The sequence below is a fragment of the Halomonas sp. DP1Y21-3 genome, from assembly GCF_019801245.1.
Lineage (GTDB): Bacteria > Pseudomonadota > Gammaproteobacteria > Pseudomonadales > Halomonadaceae > Halomonas > Halomonas litopenaei.
In genome coordinates, this window is record NZ_JAHVJM010000006.1 from 388623 (window position 1) to 409014 (window position 20392).

At 59.3% G+C, this 20392-nt stretch carries 22 protein-coding genes; 11 read left to right on the forward strand and 11 right to left on the reverse strand.

The features are described from left to right. Positions 1 to 44: 44 nt before the first annotated feature. Together KUV74_RS18255 and KUV74_RS18260 are read right to left on the reverse strand one after the other, a co-directional pair. Positions 45 to 338, reverse strand: coding sequence for a co-chaperone GroES (locus tag KUV74_RS18255; protein WP_045994577.1), 294 nt, complete (start codon positions 336 to 338; stop codon positions 45 to 47). 505 nt (positions 339 to 843) lie between these two features. Further along, on the reverse strand, positions 844 to 1389 hold the full coding sequence (locus tag KUV74_RS18260; protein ID WP_108132773.1) for an FxsA family protein: 546 nt from the start codon (positions 1387 to 1389) through the stop codon (positions 844 to 846). A 441-nt stretch (positions 1390 to 1830) separates the two neighbouring features. Here KUV74_RS18260 and KUV74_RS18265 point away from each other — a divergent pair, with 441 nt between their 5' ends. Both KUV74_RS18265 and KUV74_RS18270 read left to right on the forward strand, forming a co-directional pair. Next, positions 1831 to 2592 (forward strand): SDR family NAD(P)-dependent oxidoreductase, encoded by a 762-nt coding sequence (locus KUV74_RS18265; protein WP_045994575.1) that lies wholly within the window; start codon positions 1831 to 1833, stop codon positions 2590 to 2592. Between the two features lie 72 nt (positions 2593 to 2664). Next, entirely contained in the window at positions 2665 to 3723 is a 1059-nt protein-coding gene (locus KUV74_RS18270) for an Rpn family recombination-promoting nuclease/putative transposase (RefSeq protein ID WP_222517031.1), read from the forward strand. A gap of 120 nt (positions 3724 to 3843) precedes the next feature. Here the strand turns inward: KUV74_RS18270 and KUV74_RS18275 are convergent, their stop codons facing one another. Then, entirely contained in the window at positions 3844 to 4203 is a 360-nt protein-coding gene (locus tag KUV74_RS18275; RefSeq protein WP_308812428.1) for a ComEA family DNA-binding protein, read from the reverse strand. A 317-nt stretch (positions 4204 to 4520) separates the two neighbouring features. On the opposite strand from KUV74_RS18275, the gene pyrF reads away from it, so the two are divergent. Continuing rightward, on the forward strand, positions 4521 to 5222 hold the full coding sequence (pyrF, locus tag KUV74_RS18280; protein ID WP_146164658.1) for an orotidine-5'-phosphate decarboxylase: 702 nt from the start codon (positions 4521 to 4523) through the stop codon (positions 5220 to 5222). A gap of 100 nt (positions 5223 to 5322) precedes the next feature. Here the strand turns inward: pyrF and lapB are convergent, their stop codons facing one another. From lapB to KUV74_RS18295, 3 genes are read right to left on the reverse strand one after another with little or no spacing between them, the layout of a single operon-like run. Continuing rightward, positions 5323 to 6501, reverse strand: coding sequence for a lipopolysaccharide assembly protein LapB (gene lapB, locus KUV74_RS18285; protein WP_045994573.1), 1179 nt, complete (start codon positions 6499 to 6501; stop codon positions 5323 to 5325). Beyond that, the gene (locus KUV74_RS18290; RefSeq protein ID WP_045994572.1) at positions 6502 to 6807 is read right to left on the reverse strand and encodes a lipopolysaccharide assembly LapA domain-containing protein; all 306 of its coding nucleotides are present in this window, start codon (positions 6805 to 6807) and stop codon (positions 6502 to 6504) included. Between the two features lie 54 nt (positions 6808 to 6861). Further along, a complete protein-coding gene (locus KUV74_RS18295; protein ID WP_045994571.1) occupies positions 6862 to 7158 on the reverse strand; it encodes an integration host factor subunit beta in 297 nt (98 codons plus the stop codon). A gap of 238 nt (positions 7159 to 7396) precedes the next feature. Here KUV74_RS18295 and KUV74_RS18300 point away from each other — a divergent pair, with 238 nt between their 5' ends. Beyond that, positions 7397 to 7699, forward strand: a complete 303-nt coding sequence (locus KUV74_RS18300; protein WP_045994570.1) for a succinate dehydrogenase assembly factor 2 — start codon at positions 7397 to 7399, stop codon at positions 7697 to 7699. Positions 7700 to 7727: 28 nt separating this feature from the next. After that, entirely contained in the window at positions 7728 to 8273 is a 546-nt protein-coding gene (locus KUV74_RS18305; RefSeq protein ID WP_222517032.1) for a hypothetical protein, read from the forward strand. Here the strand turns inward: KUV74_RS18305 and dinB are convergent. Further along, entirely contained in the window at positions 8262 to 9320 is a 1059-nt protein-coding gene (gene dinB, locus KUV74_RS18310) for a DNA polymerase IV (protein WP_222517033.1), read from the reverse strand. The genes KUV74_RS18305 and dinB overlap by 12 nt on opposite strands. 39 nt (positions 9321 to 9359) lie before the next feature. Further along, the gene (gene lexA / locus KUV74_RS18315; RefSeq protein ID WP_108132779.1) at positions 9360 to 10025 is read right to left on the reverse strand and encodes a transcriptional repressor LexA; all 666 of its coding nucleotides are present in this window, start codon (positions 10023 to 10025) and stop codon (positions 9360 to 9362) included. A gap of 309 nt (positions 10026 to 10334) precedes the next feature. On the opposite strand from lexA, the gene KUV74_RS18320 reads away from it, so the two are divergent. Together KUV74_RS18320 and KUV74_RS18325 are read left to right on the forward strand one after the other, a co-directional pair. Further along, positions 10335 to 11015: a TetR/AcrR family transcriptional regulator gene (locus KUV74_RS18320; RefSeq protein ID WP_222517034.1), complete on the forward strand. Its 681-nt coding sequence runs from the start codon at positions 10335 to 10337 to the stop codon at positions 11013 to 11015. A gap of 21 nt (positions 11016 to 11036) precedes the next feature. Continuing rightward, complete coding sequence (locus tag KUV74_RS18325; RefSeq protein ID WP_222517035.1) at positions 11037 to 11555, forward strand: L,D-transpeptidase; 519 nt, start codon at positions 11037 to 11039, stop codon at positions 11553 to 11555. Positions 11556 to 11692: 137 nt separating this feature from the next. Here the strand turns inward: KUV74_RS18325 and KUV74_RS18330 are convergent, their stop codons facing one another. After that, complete coding sequence (locus KUV74_RS18330) at positions 11693 to 12832, reverse strand: type II secretion system F family protein (protein WP_315900865.1); 1140 nt, start codon at positions 12830 to 12832, stop codon at positions 11693 to 11695. A gap of 370 nt (positions 12833 to 13202) precedes the next feature. Next, a complete protein-coding gene (gene pilB / locus KUV74_RS18335; RefSeq protein ID WP_261395556.1) occupies positions 13203 to 15008 on the reverse strand; it encodes a type IV-A pilus assembly ATPase PilB in 1806 nt (601 codons plus the stop codon). 376 nt (positions 15009 to 15384) lie between these two features. Between pilB and KUV74_RS21015 the strand changes: the two genes are divergently transcribed. From KUV74_RS21015 to KUV74_RS18355, 4 genes are all read left to right on the forward strand, one after another. Continuing rightward, the gene (locus KUV74_RS21015) at positions 15385 to 15867 is read left to right on the forward strand and encodes a prepilin-type N-terminal cleavage/methylation domain-containing protein (protein WP_222517037.1); all 483 of its coding nucleotides are present in this window, start codon (positions 15385 to 15387) and stop codon (positions 15865 to 15867) included. Positions 15868 to 15963: 96 nt separating this feature from the next. Further along, the gene (locus KUV74_RS18345) at positions 15964 to 17373 is read left to right on the forward strand and encodes an MBL fold metallo-hydrolase (protein ID WP_261395557.1); all 1410 of its coding nucleotides are present in this window, start codon (positions 15964 to 15966) and stop codon (positions 17371 to 17373) included. 652 nt (positions 17374 to 18025) lie between these two features. Continuing rightward, positions 18026 to 19237 carry a hypothetical protein gene (locus KUV74_RS18350; RefSeq protein ID WP_222517038.1) on the forward strand — a complete coding sequence of 404 codons (1212 nt, stop codon included), beginning with the start codon at positions 18026 to 18028 and terminating at the stop codon, positions 19235 to 19237. Further along, on the forward strand, positions 19209 to 20021 hold the full coding sequence (locus tag KUV74_RS18355; RefSeq protein WP_222517039.1) for a glycosyltransferase family A protein: 813 nt from the start codon (positions 19209 to 19211) through the stop codon (positions 20019 to 20021). Before KUV74_RS18350 ends, KUV74_RS18355 begins: the two co-directional genes overlap by 29 nt. Before the next feature lie 233 nt (positions 20022 to 20254). On the opposite strand, the gene KUV74_RS18360 is transcribed toward KUV74_RS18355, so the two are convergent. Then, a partial coding sequence (locus KUV74_RS18360) for an IS3 family transposase (protein ID WP_409996594.1) occupies positions 20255 to 20392 on the reverse strand: 138 nt, incomplete at its 5' end.

Here is a 20392-nt window from a genome sequence, read left to right on the forward strand (position 1 = left end):
CGTCAAAAGTGAACGTTGAAACGAGTGAGTCTGCGGGGCAGGGCTTAGCCCTCGACGACCGCCAGGATGTCGGACTCGCTCATGATCAGGACTTCCTCGCCGTCGATCTTCTGCTTTTCGACGCCGAAGCCATCCTTGAAGATCACGGTGTCGCCGACCTTGACGTCCAGAGGACGCACGTCGCCGCTCTCGAGAATCCGGCCGTTACCGACGGCGAGAACTTCGCCACGAGTCGGTTTTTCCTGGGCGTTGCCCGGAAGCACGATGCCGCCTGCGGTCTTCTGCTCTTCCTCAACGCGACGGATGACGACGCGATCGTGCAAGGGACGGATGTTCATTGCTCACGTTCTCCTGATGGTTTTGCAAGGCCGGGGCATCCACCCCGGCGGTTCATTGTTCACTCTCGTCGTGACGCCCTGCGACTCGGCGAGAGCTGGAGGTCATTGCCGGGCTGCCGATGAAGTGGCAGGCCCTTGTCGGCCCTCCTGTCAATGGCGGGGGAGCGTGCTCCCTCACCGAAGCTTGGTGCTGCTCTGGTAAGTGGGGCTGGAGTGGGGGCTTTCAAGGGCTTGGATGAAAATTTTTTTGTCTTCTTGCATCCAAGGCTGACGGGGCCCATGAAACGGCATCGGCACCCCGAAGGGTGCCGATGCGTGGGACAAGACGATGATGCGGCAAGGGTGGGTCCGCCGCGCAAGCCTCAGGCTCAGTCCGAAAAGTCGACGAGCGAAGGTTAGACAAGGCAAAAATCGGTGAGAAAGCGCAGTTTACGTGGTGTAAATGAGCATTTTGATCCGATTTTTAACGCCGTATTACCGAGCGCAGACACTTTTCAGACAAGCCCTAGCGGCGTCGCTCATCCTTGCTGATAAATTCGCCCTCCAGCGGTTCTTCATCGCCGGCCGAACTTTCGCGCCAGCTGGTGTCATCCCGGCGGCGGCCGGAAGCCTCGTCCCATCCATCGGCATTGGCCTTCGGGCCCGCAAAGCCCCCTTCCTCGGTACCGCCGAAATGGGTGCCGCCCATCTGGAAGCCCTTCATGCGCACCCCGACCTTGGCCAGCGCCTTGCCCAGCAGGCGGCGAGCGTTGGGAATCAGGCACATGAAGCCGAGTGCGTCAGACAGAAAACCCGGCGCCATCAGCAGGGCGCCACCGAAGATCAGCGCGGCACCGGTCATCAGCTCCGAGGAGGGGATCTCGCCGCGTGACATCCGCTCCTGGGCGCGTGCGAAGGTGGCCACACCTTCGCGACGGATCAGGTGCAGACCGATGAAGCCGGTGGCCAGCACCAGCGCCAGGGTGGAAAGCAGACCGATTTCGCTACCCACCGAAAAGAGTACAGCGAAGTCGAGCAGGGCGAAGATGGTGAAGATAAGAAGAAAGGGCATGTCAGCTCCGCGTTGTGATCTCCGTTCAAGATGGGGGTGGCCTCCTCGGAGTTCAAGCGTTGCTGTGGCTTTTGCTGACTGCGCCTTTGTTTTGCTGGCGGCGGCTTTCATTTGCTGGCAGCGCCTTGCCGACTCTGGCGCGGCCACTCGCGCAGTCGTGCTTACGGTTTCAGCCGCTCGGCGTGGCAAAGATCTTCTTTTTTTGCCCGATTCGGTCGCAGGGGGTTGCGCAGGCTTGCGCTAGACCAAGGAAGAGTGGCGGGGGTTTTGAAAGGTTGTCATGATGCGGTGCACCAATGGTTAGTGGGCTCATATGTGGTGCTTTGGTGTATCACGCGGCCGCTTTGCCTGGCGGCAGGTGCGGCCTGTCACGCCTTGGCGCCTTACCAAAAAACCATCTGAAAACGCGCGTGTATGACGCGTCTTGCAAGGGGAAACCGCATGCAACTCAACGATGCCCTGATCGCCATCACCGGCGGAGCCCGTGGACTCGGCCTGGCCATGGCGCACCATCTGGGACGCCGTGGAGCGCGGGTCGCGCTCATCGATACCGACAACGACCAGCTGGACCAGGCCGTCAATGGTCTGTTCGATGCCGGCATCACCGCCAGAGCCTTCGTGGCTAACGTGGCAGACGAGGCCTCTGTCACTGAAGCCTTTGCGGACATTCGCGAGCACATGGGGCCGCTCGACGGTCTGGTCAACAACGCCGGTATCCTGCGTGACGGCCTGCTGGTCAAGGCGCGCGACGGCAAGGTCGAAAAGACGCTGGGACTGGACGAGTGGCAGGCGGTCATCGATGTCAATCTGACCGGTGTATTCCTGTGCGGGCGTGCCGCCGCCACGGCCATGATCGAGGATGATCGTCGGGGTGTCATCGTCAATATCTCGAGCATCTCGCGCGCCGGCAACATGGGGCAGAGCAACTATGCCGCGGCCAAGGCCGGCGTTGCCGCTCTGACCGTCACCTGGGGCAAGGAGCTGGCCCGTCATGGTATTCGCGTGGGCGCGGTGGCACCTGGCTTCATCGAAACCGAGATGACCGCCTCCATGCGTGACGACATGCTCGAAAAACTGACCGCAGGCGTGCCCCTGCGCCGCCTTGGCGCCCCTGCCGACATCGCCGAGAGCGTTGCCTTCATCTTTGACAATGACTACTTCACCGCCCGTGTCATGGAGGTGGACGGGGGGCTGCGGCTCTAGGTCTAGGTCTAGGTCTAGGTCTAGGGCTAGGTCTAGCCAAGGGAAGAGGCCGGCCGCCTGGCCGGGCACGCCATGAAAAACCAGCATGATCAAAGCTACAAGTTGCTATTCAGCGAGCCGAGGGTGATCCGAGACCTGCTGACCGGCTTTATCGGTGAAGACTGGATCGAGAAGCTGGACCTCGACTCGCTGGAGCGGGTCAGTGGCAGCTTCGTCACTGATGACCTGCGTGATCGCGAAAACGATGTCATCTGGCGCGCGCGCTTCGGTGATGAGTGGTGCTACGTGTACCTGTTGCTGGAATTTCAGAGCACGGTGGATCGTTTCATGGCGCTTCGCACCATGACCTACGTCGGGTTGCTCTACCAGGATCTGGTCAAGCAGAAACAGCTGACTCGGTCGGGCAAGCTACCGCCGGTGTTGCCTATCGTGCTCTATAATGGAGAGCGTCGCTGGAGCGCGCCTGTCAACGTTCGGGATCTCATTCAGGCAGGGCCTGGCAGCCTGGCGCAATACCGACCGGATCTGTCCTTTCTGCTATTGGATGAAGGTGCCCTCGTTGCCGACCAGCAGTTCTCCAGCGAAGCGCGTAATGTGGTGTCGGCCATCTTCCAGCTGGAGCATCACCGGAGTCCCGCAGATGCGGTTGAGCTGATCGGGTTGCTGGTGAAATGGTTGCAGACACCAGAGCAGGCAGATTTGCGTCGACACTTCGTCATCTGGATCAAGCGAGTACTATTGCCAAACTGGGTGTCAAATGAGGAACAGGGCGGATGGCAGGCCCTGAATGAATTGAGCGAGGTGCACAATATGCTGGCAGAAAGAGCTAAGCGGTGGCCTGAGCAGTGGAAGCAGCAGGGGCTGGCGGAGGGCCGTCGGGAAGGTCGCGAGGAAGGTCGCGAGGAAGGGCGCGAGGAAGGGCGCGAGGAAGGGCGCGAGGAAGGTCGTCAGGAAGGGCGTCAGGAAGGGCGTCAGGAAGGGCGTCAGGAAGGGCGCGAAGAAGGCAAGCTAGAGGTAGCCCGCAATATGATTCAGCAGACTTCGCTGGATGATCAGACGATCGCGCAAGTGGCCGAGATTTCGATAGAACTGGTCAGCGAACTGCGAGAGCAAATCGAGCGCTCCAGCTGATGGTCTATCATGGCCTGTTGGTTGCTAACAGAAATCCCGTTGCCTGAAGTGTTGATTATTCCTCACCCCCACAAGCCCTCCGCAGCACTGCGCGGCGGAGGGCTTGGGTGCAGCCGGTGTCTAGCGCAGGCTGATTTCATCCTTGAGCCGAGCGACGGTGGCGTCACCGATGCCCTTTACTCGAGTCAGGTCCTCGATGGTGGTGAAGGGGCCATTGGCCTGGCGGTCTTCGACGATGGCCTGAGCCTTGCCTGGGCCGATGCCGGGGAGTTCCGCCAGCAACTCGACGCTGGCCTCGTTGATGTTGATCGGCTCGATACTCAGCTGCTCTTCGGCCATGACTGGCTGTGCCAGCAACATCCAGGTCAGTGCCAGTAGTGCGATAGTCCATAACCTGGACCGCTTGCTTGCGGAAAGGGTGCTCGAGTTGTCGTTCATCGATGGATGGCGAACAGCCTGTTGTGCGTTGTGGGTCTGCATCGGACATCTCCTTGGTGTTGAAAGTCGTCTTCATGACGTAGGGGGCTTGCCCCTTCGAGTCCGTTCGACGTGATGCCGTTGGGTCTCGACTTTCACCTTAGGCGCCGAGCGACGAATCCAGTTATAAGAAATTACTTATAAAAATATCAGTGGAATTAGATATTCAGATGAAGCCATAGGGCCGCGCGGAAGTCGCTTGGGCTGATATACTGCGGCGTTTTGGCGCTCCGGGTCCTGTGTCTCGCGACCGGGCCGGCTTGGCTCACGTCATGCAGGCCGCAGGTGCGCCCTTCGATTCCACTGTGCCGGAGGCCTCCGTGACTACCTCATCGCCCTTGATCATCGCACTCGATTATCCCTCCATGGACGCCGCGCTGTGCATGGCGGACCGACTGGACCCCGAGCGCTGTCGTCTCAAGGTTGGCAAGGAGCTGTTCACCCGCAGCGGCCCCAATGTGCTCGAAGCGCTGCATGGCCGGGGTTTCGAGGTCTTTCTCGACCTCAAGTTTCACGATATTCCCAATACCGTGGCGGCTGCCGTTCAGGCGGCGGCAGAGCAAGGCGTGTGGATGGTCAATGTTCATGCCAGCGGCGGCGCCCGCATGATGGAAGCGGCGCGCGAACGGCTCGATAGAGAGGGCCTTGCGACCCGCCTGATCGCGGTGACGGTGCTGACCAGCATGACCGCCGAGGAACTTGCAGCTACTAATGTTTCGGTAGCCCTGGACGAGCAGGTGGAGCACCTGGCGCGACTGGCCAAGGCCAGCGGGATGGATGGTGTGGTGTGCTCGGCGCAGGAGTCGGCGCGTCTCAAGGCAGCCTGTGGGGAGGACTTCCTCAAGGTCACCCCGGGTATTCGCCCGAGCTTTGCCCAGGCCGGCGATCAGCGCCGAATCATGACCCCGCGCGAGGCCATGGACGCCGGTAGCACGCACCTGGTGGTGGGAAGACCTGTCACTCAGGCAGAAGACCCGATGGCGGCGTTAGAGGCGATCGAGAAGGAGCTGAAAGAGGCGTAACCCAGTCGGAGTCGGCTGGTTACGATCCGGATCAAGTCAGGCAGAAGATCCGATGGCCGCACTCGAGGCGATCGAGAAGGAGTTAGAGGCCAAGTGACCGCTACTCTCCCTCTATACCGGTGATGGGTTTGGTGGTGCCCCAATTCCTGCATCTGGGGCACTGCCAGTGCAGGTGTTCACCTGAGAAGCCGCAGCGCCGGCAGCGGTGGCGGGGGAGCGCCTTGATCAGCGGCTGGGTGTGCTGGCGCAGCAGGTCGAAACGGGGATCGCCTTCGCTTGCCTCGCTACGCTGGTACAGCCCCATCAGGTAGTCCACCCCACCAAGGCTCGGCTCCTTCCTGAGCTGTTCGGTGATCAGCGCTATCGCCTCCTCATCACTCCCTCGCACCTGGCGCAGCGTCTGCGCCAACAGCAGCATTACGCTGGTGCAGGGATTCAGCTCCAGCAGCCGGTGCAGGTGCGCGATCAGTCCCTCTGCGTCGTCAAGAAGCTGATAGGTGCGTTCCAGCGGCTCAAGCAGCGTCGGGATAAAGTCGGCGTCCTGCTGGGGAATGCGATCCAGATGCTTGAGCGCCTGGCGGTACTGGCCGGTGTCGTGGCACAACTCGGCCTGGATCAGGTTGGCGCGGATGCAGCGTTCGTCGATGGAAAGCGCCTGCTTCAGGTGCTTTCTGGCGATGCCGTGGCTATTGGATGCTCGCGCCTCTGCGGCCAGTTCGCAGTGCCAGTGGGCAGCGGCCCGACGCAGGTCATCATGGCGTCGGGTCAACTGGGGAACGGCCTCGTCGATCGCCTGCTGCCATTCACCCTCGCGCTCGAACAGGTCCACCAGCAGCCGCTTGGCATGGTGGCGTACTTCGGCGTGGGTTTCTTCCTTGACCAGCCCCTTCAGCAGCCGTTCGGCGCGATCGTGCAGACCCAGCTGCAGAAAGTCCCGGGACAGCTCGAGCTGCACCCAGGCTCCCTGGTGGCCGTCCAGGAAAGGACGTGCGAGCAGGTTCTGGTGAATCTTGACGGCGCGGTCGGCCTCACCGCGAGAGCGAAACAGGTTGCCCAGGGTGACGTGGGTCTCGATGGTATCGCTGTTGACCTCCAACGCAGAGATGAAGGTCTCGATGGCCCGGTCCTGCTGATCGTTGAGCAGGTAGTTCAGACCGACAAAGTAGTCGCGGTGAAGACTTGGGGCGGGGCGTTCTTGCTGTCGACTCTCCCGCCGGCCGAGCGCCCAGCCAATGGCGAGGGCGACGACCAGCAGGCCCAGCAGCAGAAGATCGGGCATTCAGGGAAGTTCCTTCATCTCCTGCACGCGAAGACGATCGAGTTCCTTGCGCTGCTGCTGGTTATGGCGTTGGGCGCGAGTCAGCAGGGCGCGCAGCCGAATGTAGACGCCGCTCATCGCCAGCATGCCAAGCAGCACACCGACAGCCAGGGAGGCCAGCAGCCACACCGACAGGGAGGCCTCGGGCAATTCGAACCAGATGAGGTTCAGCGGCAGGGCCTGTTGGTTGTTGGTCGCGAACAGGATACCGATGACCAGTACCGCCAGCAGAATGATGGCCATGATCAGGCCTTTTAGCCAACGCATGTGTGACTTCCCATAGTGAGACAAAGAGAACGGAGAGAGCGGTTGCCAGCGAACTCAGTAGCCCAGCGCACGGCTGGCGTCGACTTGTTCGCGCAACTCCTTTCCGGGCTTGAAGTGTGGCACGAACTTGCCTTCCAGCTCCACCGCTTCACCTGTCTTGGGGTTGCGGCCGACCCGGGGCTCCCGATAGTGCAGAGAGAAACTGCCAAAACCCCGTATCTCGACCCGCCCACCATCGGCGAGGGTATCGGTGATGTCGTCCAGAATGAGGCGCACCGCGGCCTCGACGTCCTTGATCGACAGCTCCGGCTGCCGCATGGAGATCTGCTCTATCAGTTCGGACTTTGTCATCGGTTGTCTCCGTGAGTCCCACCTGGGTGTTGAGCGCTGGCCAAGCCAGTGGCGAAGGCCGTATCCGTCACAGCCTCTTGTTTTTAGATAGCATACTTTTCAAGTCTTGAGAAAACAACGCACTACATTCGTGGCAATGATCTTGCGCCGGGTCACCTTCGGGATACGCCGGCGGCTGCCTGGCGGATCGTGCTGCGGTATACTGAGGCCACACATTCCATCCCTGACGAGGTTCCCCTTGGATCAACCGTCTTCCGTGGCCTCCCGCCTCGAGGCCGAGCGCAAGCGACTGCACTGGCACTCCCGCCGTGGCATGTGGGAGCTGGACCTCTTGCTGCTGCCGTTTCTCGAGCATTGCTACGATGAACTCGACGAGGCCGATCAGGCCGCCTATCGCCAGCTGATCACCGAAGAGGACCAGGACCTGTTCATGTGGTTGATGCGTCGCGAGTGGCCGGAAGAGCCCAGCCGTCGCCGTATCGTGCAGATGATCGTGGACTATGCCGAGACCAGCGGTCACGGTCACAATCGGGGCCTCTGAGCAGCAGCATCTCTTCCAGGGGGCGCTGGTGGCGACCATCGCGCTGGTCGTCGCCGGCGCCACGCCCTCGCCGGTGGGGGCGCTACTCACCGCAGTTCTCTGCAGCAGACTGATTCATGCCCACCGCCATCCGTTTCAGGGTCAGCTAAGGTGCCTGGTCGAGAGTGAGCCAGCAGCGACAGCTGGGGCAACGCTGGGCGCCGTGGATGACGAGCAAACCGAAGAGGTGGGCCTTTCCGTATGGCAGCGTCGGCAGCGACGCCTTCTGCGCGCCCTGAGTCAGGCGCTTATGCGCTGGTGGGGCAAGCCCAGGGCCCCGGTGCCTGGGCGTTGGCAGTGGTGTCCGTTGGCGCCATCTGCGTACAAATCCGGGAGGCTTTATTCGGATGACGCTGACTGGCGCGAGATCGAGCTGACCTGCGAAAGCGTCGGCGCCAGGCTGATCTCCCTGCGTTGGCAGGGGCACACCCACTGGCTGTGGCCCGACTCGATGACACCCGAAGAGCACCGCGTGCTGAGACGCTACCTGCTTGGCATGCCAGTGGCGTTGGGTTCTCAGACGTCAAAACGGTAATGACAGCTGTTGCCTGGCTTCCTGTGGCACCAGACGCACGCCGACGCCGAGCAGGCGCACCGGGCGGTGGGCGCGTTGCCAGGCCTGGTCGAGCAGTTGGCGGTAGCTGGCGAGATCCGGCTCCAGGCCCTTCGACTCCAGGGTGGTGGTGGTGAAGTCGTCAAAGCGCACCTTGACGAACACACCGGCCAGGGGCGGGCGGCCATTGCGGTCGATGCGCGCCTTCAACTTCTCGCAGAGGGTGACCAGCGCCTGCTGGGCCGCGGCCAGATCCGGCAGGTCCCGGCCGTAGGTGCTTTCGACGCTGATCGACTTGCGTTCGCGCTCCACCTTGACCGGGCGCTCGTCGATGCCGCGGGCGAGTTCATAGAGGCGTCGCCCGAATTTGCCGAACTCGTCCAGCAGCTTGTCGATGGGCTGTTCGCGCAGCTCCTCACAGGTGGTGATGCCCAGTGCGTCCAGACGGGCGCCGGTGGCGGGCCCCACGCCGTGCAGCTTGCGCACCGGCAGGGCCAGTACGAAGCTTTCTACCTGGTCGGGGGGTATCACCGTCAGGCCGTCCGGCTTGTCCCAGTCGCTGGCGATCTTGGCCAGGAACTTGGACGGTGCCGCCCCCACCGACACCGTGATGCCGGTGCGCGCCAGACTCTCCTCCTTCAGCCAGCGGGCCATCCAGGTGGCGCTGCCCTTGAACCCCTCGACATCGCTGACGTCCAGATAGGCCTCGTCCAGCGACAGCGGTTCGACCAGTGGCGTCAGCTCATGGAAGATCGCCTGAATCTGCCTCGACACCTCGCGGTACTTGTCGAAGTCCGGCGGAACCAGTGTCAGTTCCGGACACAGGCGCAGCGCGCGGGCGGTCGGCATCGCCGAATGGATGCCGAACTTGCGCGCCGGATAGTTGCAGGTGGTGATGACGCCGCGGCCCTCGCGCGCGCCGCCCACCGCCAGCGGAATGTCCCGCAGGGCGGGATTGTCGCGCATCTCGACCGCGGCGTAGAAGCAGTCGCAGTCGGCATGCAGAATCTTGCGTACGGGTGCTGGCATGGGCAGGCAGGCGCTGGCACGACGTCGGTGAAACGGCGACTAGCCCAGGGCCTGGCCGTTGCCACCGCGAATGACCCCAACCCCGACGCCCTCGATATCCAGGCTGTCGCGACGCAGGTCCAGGGTGATGGGCGCGAAGTCGGGGTTCTCGGCCTCCAGGGTGACCTGATGGCCGTCACGCTGGAAGCGCTTGACCGTCACCTCATCTTCCAGGCGTGCTACCACGATCTGGCCGTTGCGGATGCGCTCGGTGCGATGCACCGCCAGCAGGTCACCTTCCAGGATGCCGACGTCCTTCATCGACAGCCCGCGCACGCGCAGCAGATAGTCTGCGCGGGGGGTGAAGTAGTCCGGCGGCAGCGGGCAGTAGCGGTCGATGTGCTCGGCGGCGAGGATCGGGCTGCCGGCAGCGACCTCGCCGATGATCGGCAGTCCCTGTGAGGGGCTGGCTTCCTGGGGCGACTCGTTGGCGGCGCCGGAGTCGGCCTCCTGGGCCGGCAGGCGGATGCCGCGAGAGGTACCACGAATCACGCGAATCGCGCCCTTGCGCTCGAGCGCCCGCAGGTGTTCTTCGGCAGCATTGGGGGAGCGAAAGCCCAGGGCGCGTGAAATCTCCGCCCGGGTGGGCGGGTACCCCAGCTCGTTCATGGTCTTGACGATAAAGTCATAGACATTTTGCTGGCGAGGGGTCAGGGGACGTGTCATGCGGCCTCCCACGGGCGGCGATGGAACAGGGTGGCTTGGCGGCGGCTTGCTGCCGGCACTTGCCAATGCTGAGGGCGTCAATGCTCGCCCTTGGTGAAGTGTACAGTATGGATGTACATCCAGTAAAACCGCGAAAGGCCAGGAATAGTGTGCCAGGGCATTGGTGTAGTGGGCCGCCGCCTGATGCATTCGTTTGAAACAGGGTGGAGCCAGGGTTGATTGTGCGAGAAGGGCGGCTCCCTTACACTCAAGCCAGTATTCAAACAATTGTTTCCAACTGCCCTTGACAAGACTGGACGGAGCCCGCGAATGGCCCAGACCGATACCGTGACGCGCATCCTGGACACCGCCGAGGTGCTTTTCGCCGAACGCGGCTTCGCGGAAACGTCGCTGCGCAACATTACCGGCAAGGCCAAGGTCAACCTGGCCGCCGTCAACTACCACTTCGGCTCCAAGAAGGCGCTGATCCAGGCGGTGTTCTCCCGCTACCTGGATCCCTTCTCCGATCGCTTTCATGCCGCCATCGATGAGCTCGAGCGCGGCTATGGTGATCGCGTGATTCCGCTGGAGGTGCTGCTCGAGACCATGGCCCGCACCGTGCTCGAGGTACCGGCCGAACGGCACAGCCTCAAGGTGTTCATGCGCCTGCTGGGGCTGGCCTACAGTCAGGCCCAGGGGCATCTGCGTCGCTATATTCAGGACCAGTACGGCACCGTGTTCACCCGTTTCGTGGCGCTGGTGCGCAAGGCCACGCCGGAGTTGCCGGACTCCGAGCGCTTCTGGCGTCTGCACTTTGCGCTGGGCACCGTGATCTTTACCCTGTCGGGGCTCGATGCCCTGCGCGACATCGCCGAGAAGGACTACGACGAGCACGTCTCGGTGCGCGATCTGGTGCGCCGCATGATGCCGGTGGTGGTGTCAGCGCTGAAGGCGCCACTGCCGGAGCCGGCGCCGACGATGCCACCGCCGACGCGCGAGCCAACTGCATAAGCCGAAAAGGGAGTCAGGGTGATGCATACCCCGCAACTGGCAGCGCTTCCCCCCACCGAAGGTGTGTGGGTGGAGGTCGACACCGCCCGCCAGCAGCTGACGCTATGGCGGGGCGAAGCCCCTGCCTGGCAATGCCTGGTGTCCACCGGTGCTGCCGGTACCGGCCAGCAAGAGGGCAGTGGCCAGACCCCGCTGGGCTGGCACCAGATCCGTGCGGCCATCGGTAAGGGGCAGCCCGTGGGCTGTGTCTTTCGTGGCCGTCGGCCCACCGGTGAGGTCTACAGCGTGGCACTAGGCCAGGCCCAGCCAGAGCGCGACTGGATCCTGACCCGGATCCTCTGGCTCAGCGGTCTGGAGCCGGGCTTCAATCGAGGCGGCGACGTCGATTCCCAGCGCCGCTATATCTATTTTCACGGCACCCCGCCTGACAAGCCCATGGGGGTGGCCGACTCCCATGGCTGTATTCGCCTGCGTGACGACGACCTGTTGCGGCTGTTCGATGAAGCCACGCCCGGCACGCCGGTGTGGCTGCATGACTGATCACGTCCACTGATCAAGCCAATACAGACGTCAATAAAGGCGTCACTGAGCGAAGTCCTCGTCGGCTCAGGCTTCGTCGAGCCTGGGCTCCTCAGGTCGGCATTCGACATGCCTGGATTCATCAGTCCGGGGCTTGGTCAGATGACGTTGCCCAATTGGAAGATCGGTAGATACATCGCCAGCACCAGGCCACCCACCACCACGCCCAGCACCACGATGATCAGCGGCTCCAGCAGGCTGGTCAGGGTGTCGACGCGATCGTCCACCTCGCGCTCGAAGTGATCCGCCACCCGCGTCAGCATGCTGTCCAGCGCGCCGGCTTCCTCGCCTATGGCCACCATTTGCAGCGCCAGTGGCGGGAAGCGCCTCGTCGCCCGCATCGCCAGGTGGAGTCGCTGGCCACTGGCGACCTCGGTCTGCACTGCCGCCACCGCCTGGCAGTAGACGTCATTGCCGCAGGCCCCGGCAGCGGTTTTCAGCGCTTCCACCAAGGGCACGCCTGCGGCGAAGGCGGTGGCCAGGGTGCGACAGAAGCGTGCGACCGAGGCCTGTTCCAGGATCGTCCCTACCACCGGTAGCCTGAGCGCCAGGCCGTGAGCGGCGAAGCGCGCCCTGGCCGAGCGCTTGATCCACCATCTCGCCGCACCGGCCATCACGCCTGCACTTCCCAGCAGCACCAGCCACCATTGCTGGGCGAACTCCGAAAGCTCGATGGTCAGGCGAGTCAGCGGGGGCAGGCTTGCCCCGACGCCCTCGAACATCTGCTCGAACTGGGGCACCACCTTGATCAGCAGGATGGCGCTGACCGCGATGCCCACCGCCACCACCGTGGAGGGATACCACAGCGCCTTGCGAACCCGCGCCTTCAATCGCTCGCGCTTTTCCAGGTGGCCGGCCAAACGCTCGAGCATGCGGTTCAGCGTACCCGACTGCTCACCGGCGGCGACCAGATTGACGTACAGTGCATCGAAGGTGAGCGGGTGGCGGGACAGCGCCTGGGCCATGCTGGCCCCGGCGCTGACGTCCATGCCCAGTGCCTGAACGACTAGCCGCATGGCTGGCTTTGAAAGGCTTTCGCCCAGCACGTGAAAGGCCTGCAACAACGGCACGCCGGCGGTCAGCAGGGTCGCCAGCTGGCGCGAGAACAGGGTGAGATCCCGGGGCGATATCTGGCGCTCGAAGCGTGCAAGCGTGCCGCCCTGGCGCAGCTTGCGCGGGATCACACCAAGCTGATGCAACTGGCGCTGGGCCTCGGGACGGCCAGTTGCCAGCAGCACCCCGCTGCGCCGCTGGCCCTGGCGATCCTCGCCTTTCCAGTGCCAGCACCTCTGGCGCGGATGCGGGGGGGCGGAACGGCGTGCACTGCGCAGGTGGTCGCGTGACCCGCTTGACCCGTTTGACCCAGTTGACCCGGCTGAAAGGTGGCTGTGGCCAGCGTGGGAACCCGATCCACCTGAGGCAGAAGAGGTTGGCCCCCCCGGCGTCGCATCAGGCGGGTAGCCACCCGCCTGCCCGGGGGGGCCAGGAGGCGAGGCCGGCGAGGACGACGACAGGGACGAAGAGGCAGGCGGAGCCGTAGAAGGCGAGTGATGACGAAAGGGCACGTGTCGGTGGACTCGAGTGGTGGACGGGGGAAAGATGGCGGTCTCATGCGGCGGTGATGCGGCAGACCTCGGCCAGGCTGGTCACGCCTTCGAGCACCCGATCAAGGCCGCTGCGACGAAGATTCGGGTAGCCCTGGGCGCGGGCCAGGGCGTCGAAGTCATCGGCGCTGCCCCCTTCCAGGATCAGCCGGCGCATGTGTTGGTCCACGGGCACCACCTCAAATAGCCCGACCCGCCCCTTGTAGCCCTGGGTGCAGTGACGACAGCCCACGGCCTCGTACAGCTGGGCGGTGTCGGCCTCGGCCTGGGTCAGGCCCCGTTGCACCAGCACCTCTACAGGCAGGGTGACCGGGGACCGGCACTGGCTGCACAGGCGTCTGGCCAGGCGTTGGGCCACGATCAAGCTGACCGCACTGGCGATATTGAAGGCTTCGATGCCCATGTTCGACAGTCGCGACAGGGTATCGGCGGCGGAATTGGTGTGCAGCGTGGACAGCACCAGGTGGCCGGTCTGGGCGGCCTTGATCGCGATCTCGGCGGTTTCCCGGTCGCGCACCTCGCCAACCATCACCACGTCCGGGTCCTGGCGCAGAAAGGCGCGCAGTGCATTGGCGAAGTCGAGGCCAATGCGTGGCGCCACATTGACCTGGTTGATCCCGGACAGCTTGATCTCCACCGGGTCCTCGGCGGTACAGATATTGCGCTCGACGGCGTTGAGCTGATGGATGCCGGTGTACAGCGTCACCGTCTTGCCGCTGCCGGTGGGACCGGTGACCAGAATCATCCCCTGGGGACTTGCCAGGGCGGTCTCGAACAGCCGTCGCTGGTCCGGTGAAAAGCCGAGCTGCTCGATACCCAGGCGTGCCGACTTGGCGCCCAGCAGTCTGAGCACGATTTTCTCGCCGTAGACGGTAGGCAGCGAGTTGACCCTGAAGTCGATGTCCTCGCCATCGTCGAGCTGGACCTTGATGGTGCCGTCCTGGGGCAGGCGGCGTTCCGAGATGTCCATTCGCGCCATCACCTTGAGGCGCGAGGCGATGCGCCCGCGAAGGTTAAGCGGCGGCTGGGCCACCTCGTGGAGCAGGCCATCGATGCGAAAGCGCACCCGAAAGGACTCCTCGAAGGGCTCGAAGTGGATGTCCGAGGCACGCTTTCTTACCGCGTCACGCAGGATAGTGTTGACGAACTTCACCACCGGCGCGTCATCGGCCTGGTCGTTCAGGCTGGAGCTCAGCCCGGAACCCAGCCCGGCATGGAGCTCCTCGTCCAGATCTGCATCCTTTTCAGTATCGAAAGCCACGCCCTGGCCAGAAGCCAGATCCGACTGCCGTGACGGATGCATCTTCCCCCTACGCTCGTCGGCGCCCGCACTGTTCGCGCCTGAGGCACCAAGCGCGCCCAGAGCGACGGCGATGGCGCCGTCATCAGGGCGATCTGCACCCAGGTAGGCGTCGAGCAGCACGCGGATCTGATCCAGCGGTGCCAGCGCCGGCTTCAAGCTCTTGCCGGTGACGAACTGAAGCTCACCCAGGCGAGCAAGAGTAGAAGGGTAGGGTACCGCCACGTGCAATTGATGATCATCGAGGCTAAGCGGCAGCACTGAATGCTCGCGCAACAGGGCTTCGGGGAAGTGAGAGAGCGCCGGCAGTTCGCTCGGCTCCAGCTCCTGTAGATCGACAAATGGCAGGTCGTATTCTTCTGCCGCTGCTCGGGTCGCTGGCCCTACGCTCACCAGTTCATGCTCCACCAGGTAGCGCAACAGCGTGCTGTGGCTGTCCTGGGCCTCCCGCTCGGCCCGCAGCGCCGCCGGAGGACTCAGTAACCCCTGTGACACCAGCCGTTGGGCCAATCCACTGTTTGGCCCCTGCGGCGAGCCGTTTCCGAACCCCTGGTCAAATGGCACTGCACCCTCCCTGGAAGTGGGCCCCAAGATGGGCCCGATAGCTCCCGTCGGCGACATCCTGAATCTAGCCGTCAGTCTACCCCGCGATAGAACGCCCATAGAGGCCGCACAGGCGGTTTTGTTGTCCGAACCCGAATCGGCGTCAAGGTTTGGGCGTATAGCCCTCAGAGGCGCTCCCAGCGCCAAGTAATATGCTCCGAACCCGGTAGGGCGGCGTTATGGGGGTTGATGGCCTGGCTCAGCGCCATTTTCGCCATGCCGCACCACCGGTCAGGAAGTGCACCACCGTGAAACGGCAAAAAGCCAACAGGGAGCATCAGACATGGAAGACAGTAAAAGCAGTACCAGTACCAGTACCAGTACCAGTACCAGTACCAGTACCAGTACCAGTACCAGTATCAGTATCAGTAATTCTGAGCAGAGCGGAACCGTGATACCGGCAGGGCAGGGCGGCTTTACCCTGATAGAGCTGTTGGTGGTGGTGGCGATCATCGGGCTGCTGTCAGCCATCGCCATACCGCAGTACACCAACTTTCAGAAGCGTGCCGCGGTGAATGCCTGCAAGGAAGAGCTGGCGGCGGCCAGGACGGCGTTGGCGGTTGATGGGACCTTTGATGAAGCCTCGCCCGACATGGCCAATGCGTATGCGTGGTCTGCATGTCTGGATTCAAGTATTGCCTATACCGCTCCAACCACGACGGAAGAAGGTTCGCTCCTGGGCTGGCCATCCCCGAGCCAATTCGCGGTAGCAGAGAATGCCGCCACCCTCGTCCTGCCCAAGGTCATTGATATCGATAGTCCTTGAGATCGGGCGGGGAAGCTCCAATCGCGTGCTCCCAGGCGCCAGGAAGCGGGCGTCGGAGCCTGGCACCTGGATTCAGTCAACAAGGAGCAGGATCTATTGGAATATCCGTCCATTATCCACCACGGTGGCGCCGATGGCGTCACCGGAAGCTGCCACCGGCTACAGATTTCTCCTGACCACGCCATCCTGATCGACTGTGGGCTGTTTCAGGGAGAGGACCTCAAGGGCCAGTCCAGCTTCGAGCGACACCAGATCGAATTTCCGATCGACGACGTCATCGCCCTGGTGGTGACCCACGTCCATATCGACCATATCGGTCGCCTGCCCTACCTGATGGCAGCAGGGTTCAAGGGCCCTATCATCTGCACCCCACCGAGTGCGCGGCTGCTGCCGCTGGTGATCGAGGATGCCCTTAAAATCGGCTTTACCCGTGACCGCAGGCTAATCGAGCGCTTTCTTGATACCGTTCAGATGCATCTTGATCCAAGTCCCTATGGTGCTTGGAAAAGCTTGCTGAACGATGAGCGTTACAAGGTCAAGGTGCGTCTACAGAACGCGGGGCATATACTCGGTTCAGCATACGTCGAAATTGATGTTGAGGACGAGCGCGCGAGTCTGGATAATCGCTACGTCTTCTCGGGGGACCTTGGGCCGCCCGACACTCCGCTATTGCCGGATCCCACACCATTGGAGCGGGCAGACGTGCTGGTGCTCGAGAGCACCTACGGCGATAGAAGGCATGAAGGTCGCAGGACGCGGCGCGCACAGCTCAAGGAAATGATTTATCGTGCACAGCGCGAGGGCGGTAGCGTGGTCATTCCAGCCTTCAGCATCGGCCGCACCCAGGAGTTGCTCTACGAAATCGAGACCCTTCTGCACGAGCGGAAGGAAGGAGAGAAAGGCGAGCGCCCCCTGATTATCGTCGATTCACCGCTGGCTGCCCGCTTCACCGAAGTATACCGAGACCTCAAGCCCTGGTGGGACAGCGAAGCCAAGGCGCGGCTTGATGAAGGCCGCCATCCCTTGAGCTTCGATGGCCTCGTCACCGTCGATAGCCACGACGACCATCTCGCCATGGTCGAGCACCTCGCCACCACCAACACCTGGGCCATCGTCATCGCCGCCAGCGGCATGGCCACCGGGGGCAGGGTGGTCAACTACTTGAAGCGGTTCCTTCCTGATCCTCGCCACACTGTATTGTTTGTTGGATATCAAGCCGAGGGCACGCCTGGAAGGAAGATTCAGCGAGCGAAACCTGGAAGCGAAGTCGTTGTCGACGGAGATCGCATGGCGGTGAATGCCTACGTCAAGAGTATTTCGGGGTTTTCAGCACATGCAGATCAAAGGAACTTGATTGATTTTGTCTCTCAATCGTGTCCGCTGGTTGTTAACGTACGACTGGTTCATGGAGCGTGTAAAAGCAAGCGCAAGTTGCTGGAAGCACTCAGAACGTATGTTGCAAACATTGATTTTAGCTGTAAATCCGGAGTTAACTATTCTGACTGAGTAGGAAATGGACCGCATCCATGAGCAGGAGGTAAGTGCTTATCGATCAGACGGCTATGTTATAACTCATTGCTGCTGACGAACGTGTCACCATTATCATGCGGATACGTGAAGGTCTCTTGATACGCTCCATCATAAAGCAACGTGGGCGGGAGGTTGGTACAATGTTCAGGGAACTGCCTCAGCATACGGTTCCCTCTTAAGCGGGCTATTAAGCGAATCTGGTGAGTGTCAGAGCCACTCTGGCGCGACATTAATCATGACGACAATCAAATTGTGCCTTGGCGCGCCTGTTTTCGTTCTGCCATTGCCTGAGTCACAAACGCCGGTGTCTTAAGCAATTGGCCTTCACACTGGAATGAATGGATCTAAATGACCGCACATTATATATCTTTTCCTAAGCCATCTAAGACACGGGCTGGTTGATGCTGGAAGGCTCAGCGAAAAGCAGTCTGGGCGTAAATTCTGAGTGCTACTTTTGCCCGTTTTAGTAATGTGTTGCACTCCGATTTTGCGGACAAGCAGTCTCTCAAAGTAATTAGGGTTTGGCTGAGAGATGTGCTTACAATGTTTCTTTATAGTTTTTTTTAGAATTTTGTCAATCAGGCAAAACTCCTTCACTGGTTATGCCTGAGAATCCTGTAGAGTAAAAATGCGCAAGGTACTAATAGTCATAAAGCCCGTTTTGGCGGGCCTGGAAAAAATTCTGTACCTAGTATGCTCGTTTGCTGGGATTTCTATAATTTTTGGGAACTATAATGAAGAAGAGATAGCTGATTTTTTTTACCTGTTGTCATTTATGGGGGCGTTGGGTTTTTTTTATAATCTAGGAGTGTCTGTAAGGGTAAATAAAGAAATAGTTTCAGAAAACTACGATGTAAATCTCTGGGGAGGCTATTTCACTGTACAGTTAGTGATGGTGGTGCTCGTATCAATTGTGCTTGTTTTAGTTGCTGAATATTCAGAGATTCCTATATTAATAGCAATAGTTGTATCCATTATCACGTTGTTAAGAAGGGTTGAGATATTTCAGTATGCATTGCTAAACCGTGGGAAAGTTATGTGGGTGGCTTGTTCGTCTGTTGTTGGTCGTGCTGTTTTTATATTGCTACTAGCTTCGCTTGTATATTTTGATTTTTCTTTTTATTACGCTCACTTATTTGAGTCAATGATTTTTTTCATTATGGTGCTCTTGGTATTTATGCAAGTCTTTGGAAAGATTGATTCCCGAGTTTTCTATATTAGAGAAGCAGTTGGTTTAATATTGAGTGATAAGAAGCTGCTTCTGGCGACCGCTTTATCTTCGATTTTTATGTATATCGATGTGGTGATTGCGAAGCAGTTTCTTACAGATGAACAATTTACGTACTATATTGGTGCAGTTAGGGTGGTGTTGCCGGTCGCTGCGATTGGAGCTGTTATGAGTGCTGTTTCTTCAAAATTCTTTTATAATTTCTTTTTAGACAATAAGAATAAGTGTTTGCTTTTAATTGTTTCTATGTTTTTTTCGAGTCTTGTTGTTATGCTGCTTCTGGAAGATTTTATAAATTTGTTTTTTTCCATGTTGTTCAAAGAGAAATGGTATGGAGTTAGTTCATCATTCTCCATTGTCAAGTATGCAGCTTTATTTATTTTTTGGGGACAGTTTTTTAGTAAGTTGGTTTTTTTGAATAATAGGGCAGGAAGCGAAGCTCTTAAGCTAATAGTTGGAGTTGCATTGTATACGTTGCTTCTCCCGTTTTTAGCGAATGAATTTGGTCTTTTGGGCGCCTCTGTTTCTTTCTTGGTAGTTTATATTTTTGTGGATTTTATTTTCCCAATAGGAATATTGTTAAATGTTGACAGTAATAGTTCCAATTTATAATAATAAAAGAACAGTTGAGAGATGTCTGTTAAGTATTCTCTCTTCAAATCAGGTTGTTAGTGTCGTAGTGGTAGATGATGGGTCTAGCGATGGTGGGTTGGATTTTATAAGCGACAAGTTTAGAAAAAACATTGTTCTAGGTAAGGTTAAGCTGTTAAAAAAAATTAATGGTGGGGTTTCATCTGCTAGAAACATTGGTTTGAAATATGTTTCGACGGATTATTTCACTTTTGTGGACGCTGATGACTGGGTAGATTCCGACGTACTTGATGACTTGATGGTCAATCGAGTATACCCAAGTGGTAAAGATGTAATTGCTACGCCAGTTAAAGGAAAGAAATGCAAAGAAATAAAAGGTGATAAGTTAATATCTTATTCATTGAAATGTATGGCTATTGGTGATTGGCCTTTTAGTGTTTGTTCGAGCATTTTTAATTCTCGTTTATTAACAAGCCAGGTGTATTTTGATGAAAGGTATAAGCACGGAGAAGATATCGGTTTTCTTTTGATGGCCATGACGAGGGGGAGCATTGAATCGATAGATAAGGCCTATTACTATTATGATACCACTGAGAGTACTGCTACCAGTTATTCCGACGGTTTGGAAGGCCTTGGATACGTTTCGATAATATCTAAAAAGGCTTTTTTTGCAAACCATGGGGCTGAAACGATGTTCTATTCGTTCTTGGTTATTTTTAAATCTTTTTTTATGTCAGTTATAATAAACTTTAAAAGGCGGTGTCCGCTAAAAATACTTTACTTCTTTAATTCTTTTTTTGAATGATTGTGAGAGTTAGTGTTAAAACTTTACACTTCAACACCATTTCTGCCAGCTGTTTTTCCTGGATACATAGAATAACCGCAGCACTTTGGCCCACGAGGTAGAGGCAGGAGGGGCAGCGCCGGTACCCTTCTCGGCTCACCGTCCAAAGTGAAGCAGAGCATGGGATACCGATAGCTGACCCAGACCCAACGATACCAGATCTATTATCTTACCCAGCACTGGTGGACACAGGTCTAAGCGATCATTCGAGCGTCGAAGGCCTCTGGGCTGATCATCCCGATCGCGCTGTGCCGGCGTTGCCGGTTGTAGTCCAACTCAATGTCCTCGAACACCTGCCGTCGCATGGTTTCTCGGGTCGTGAGTCGCTCGCC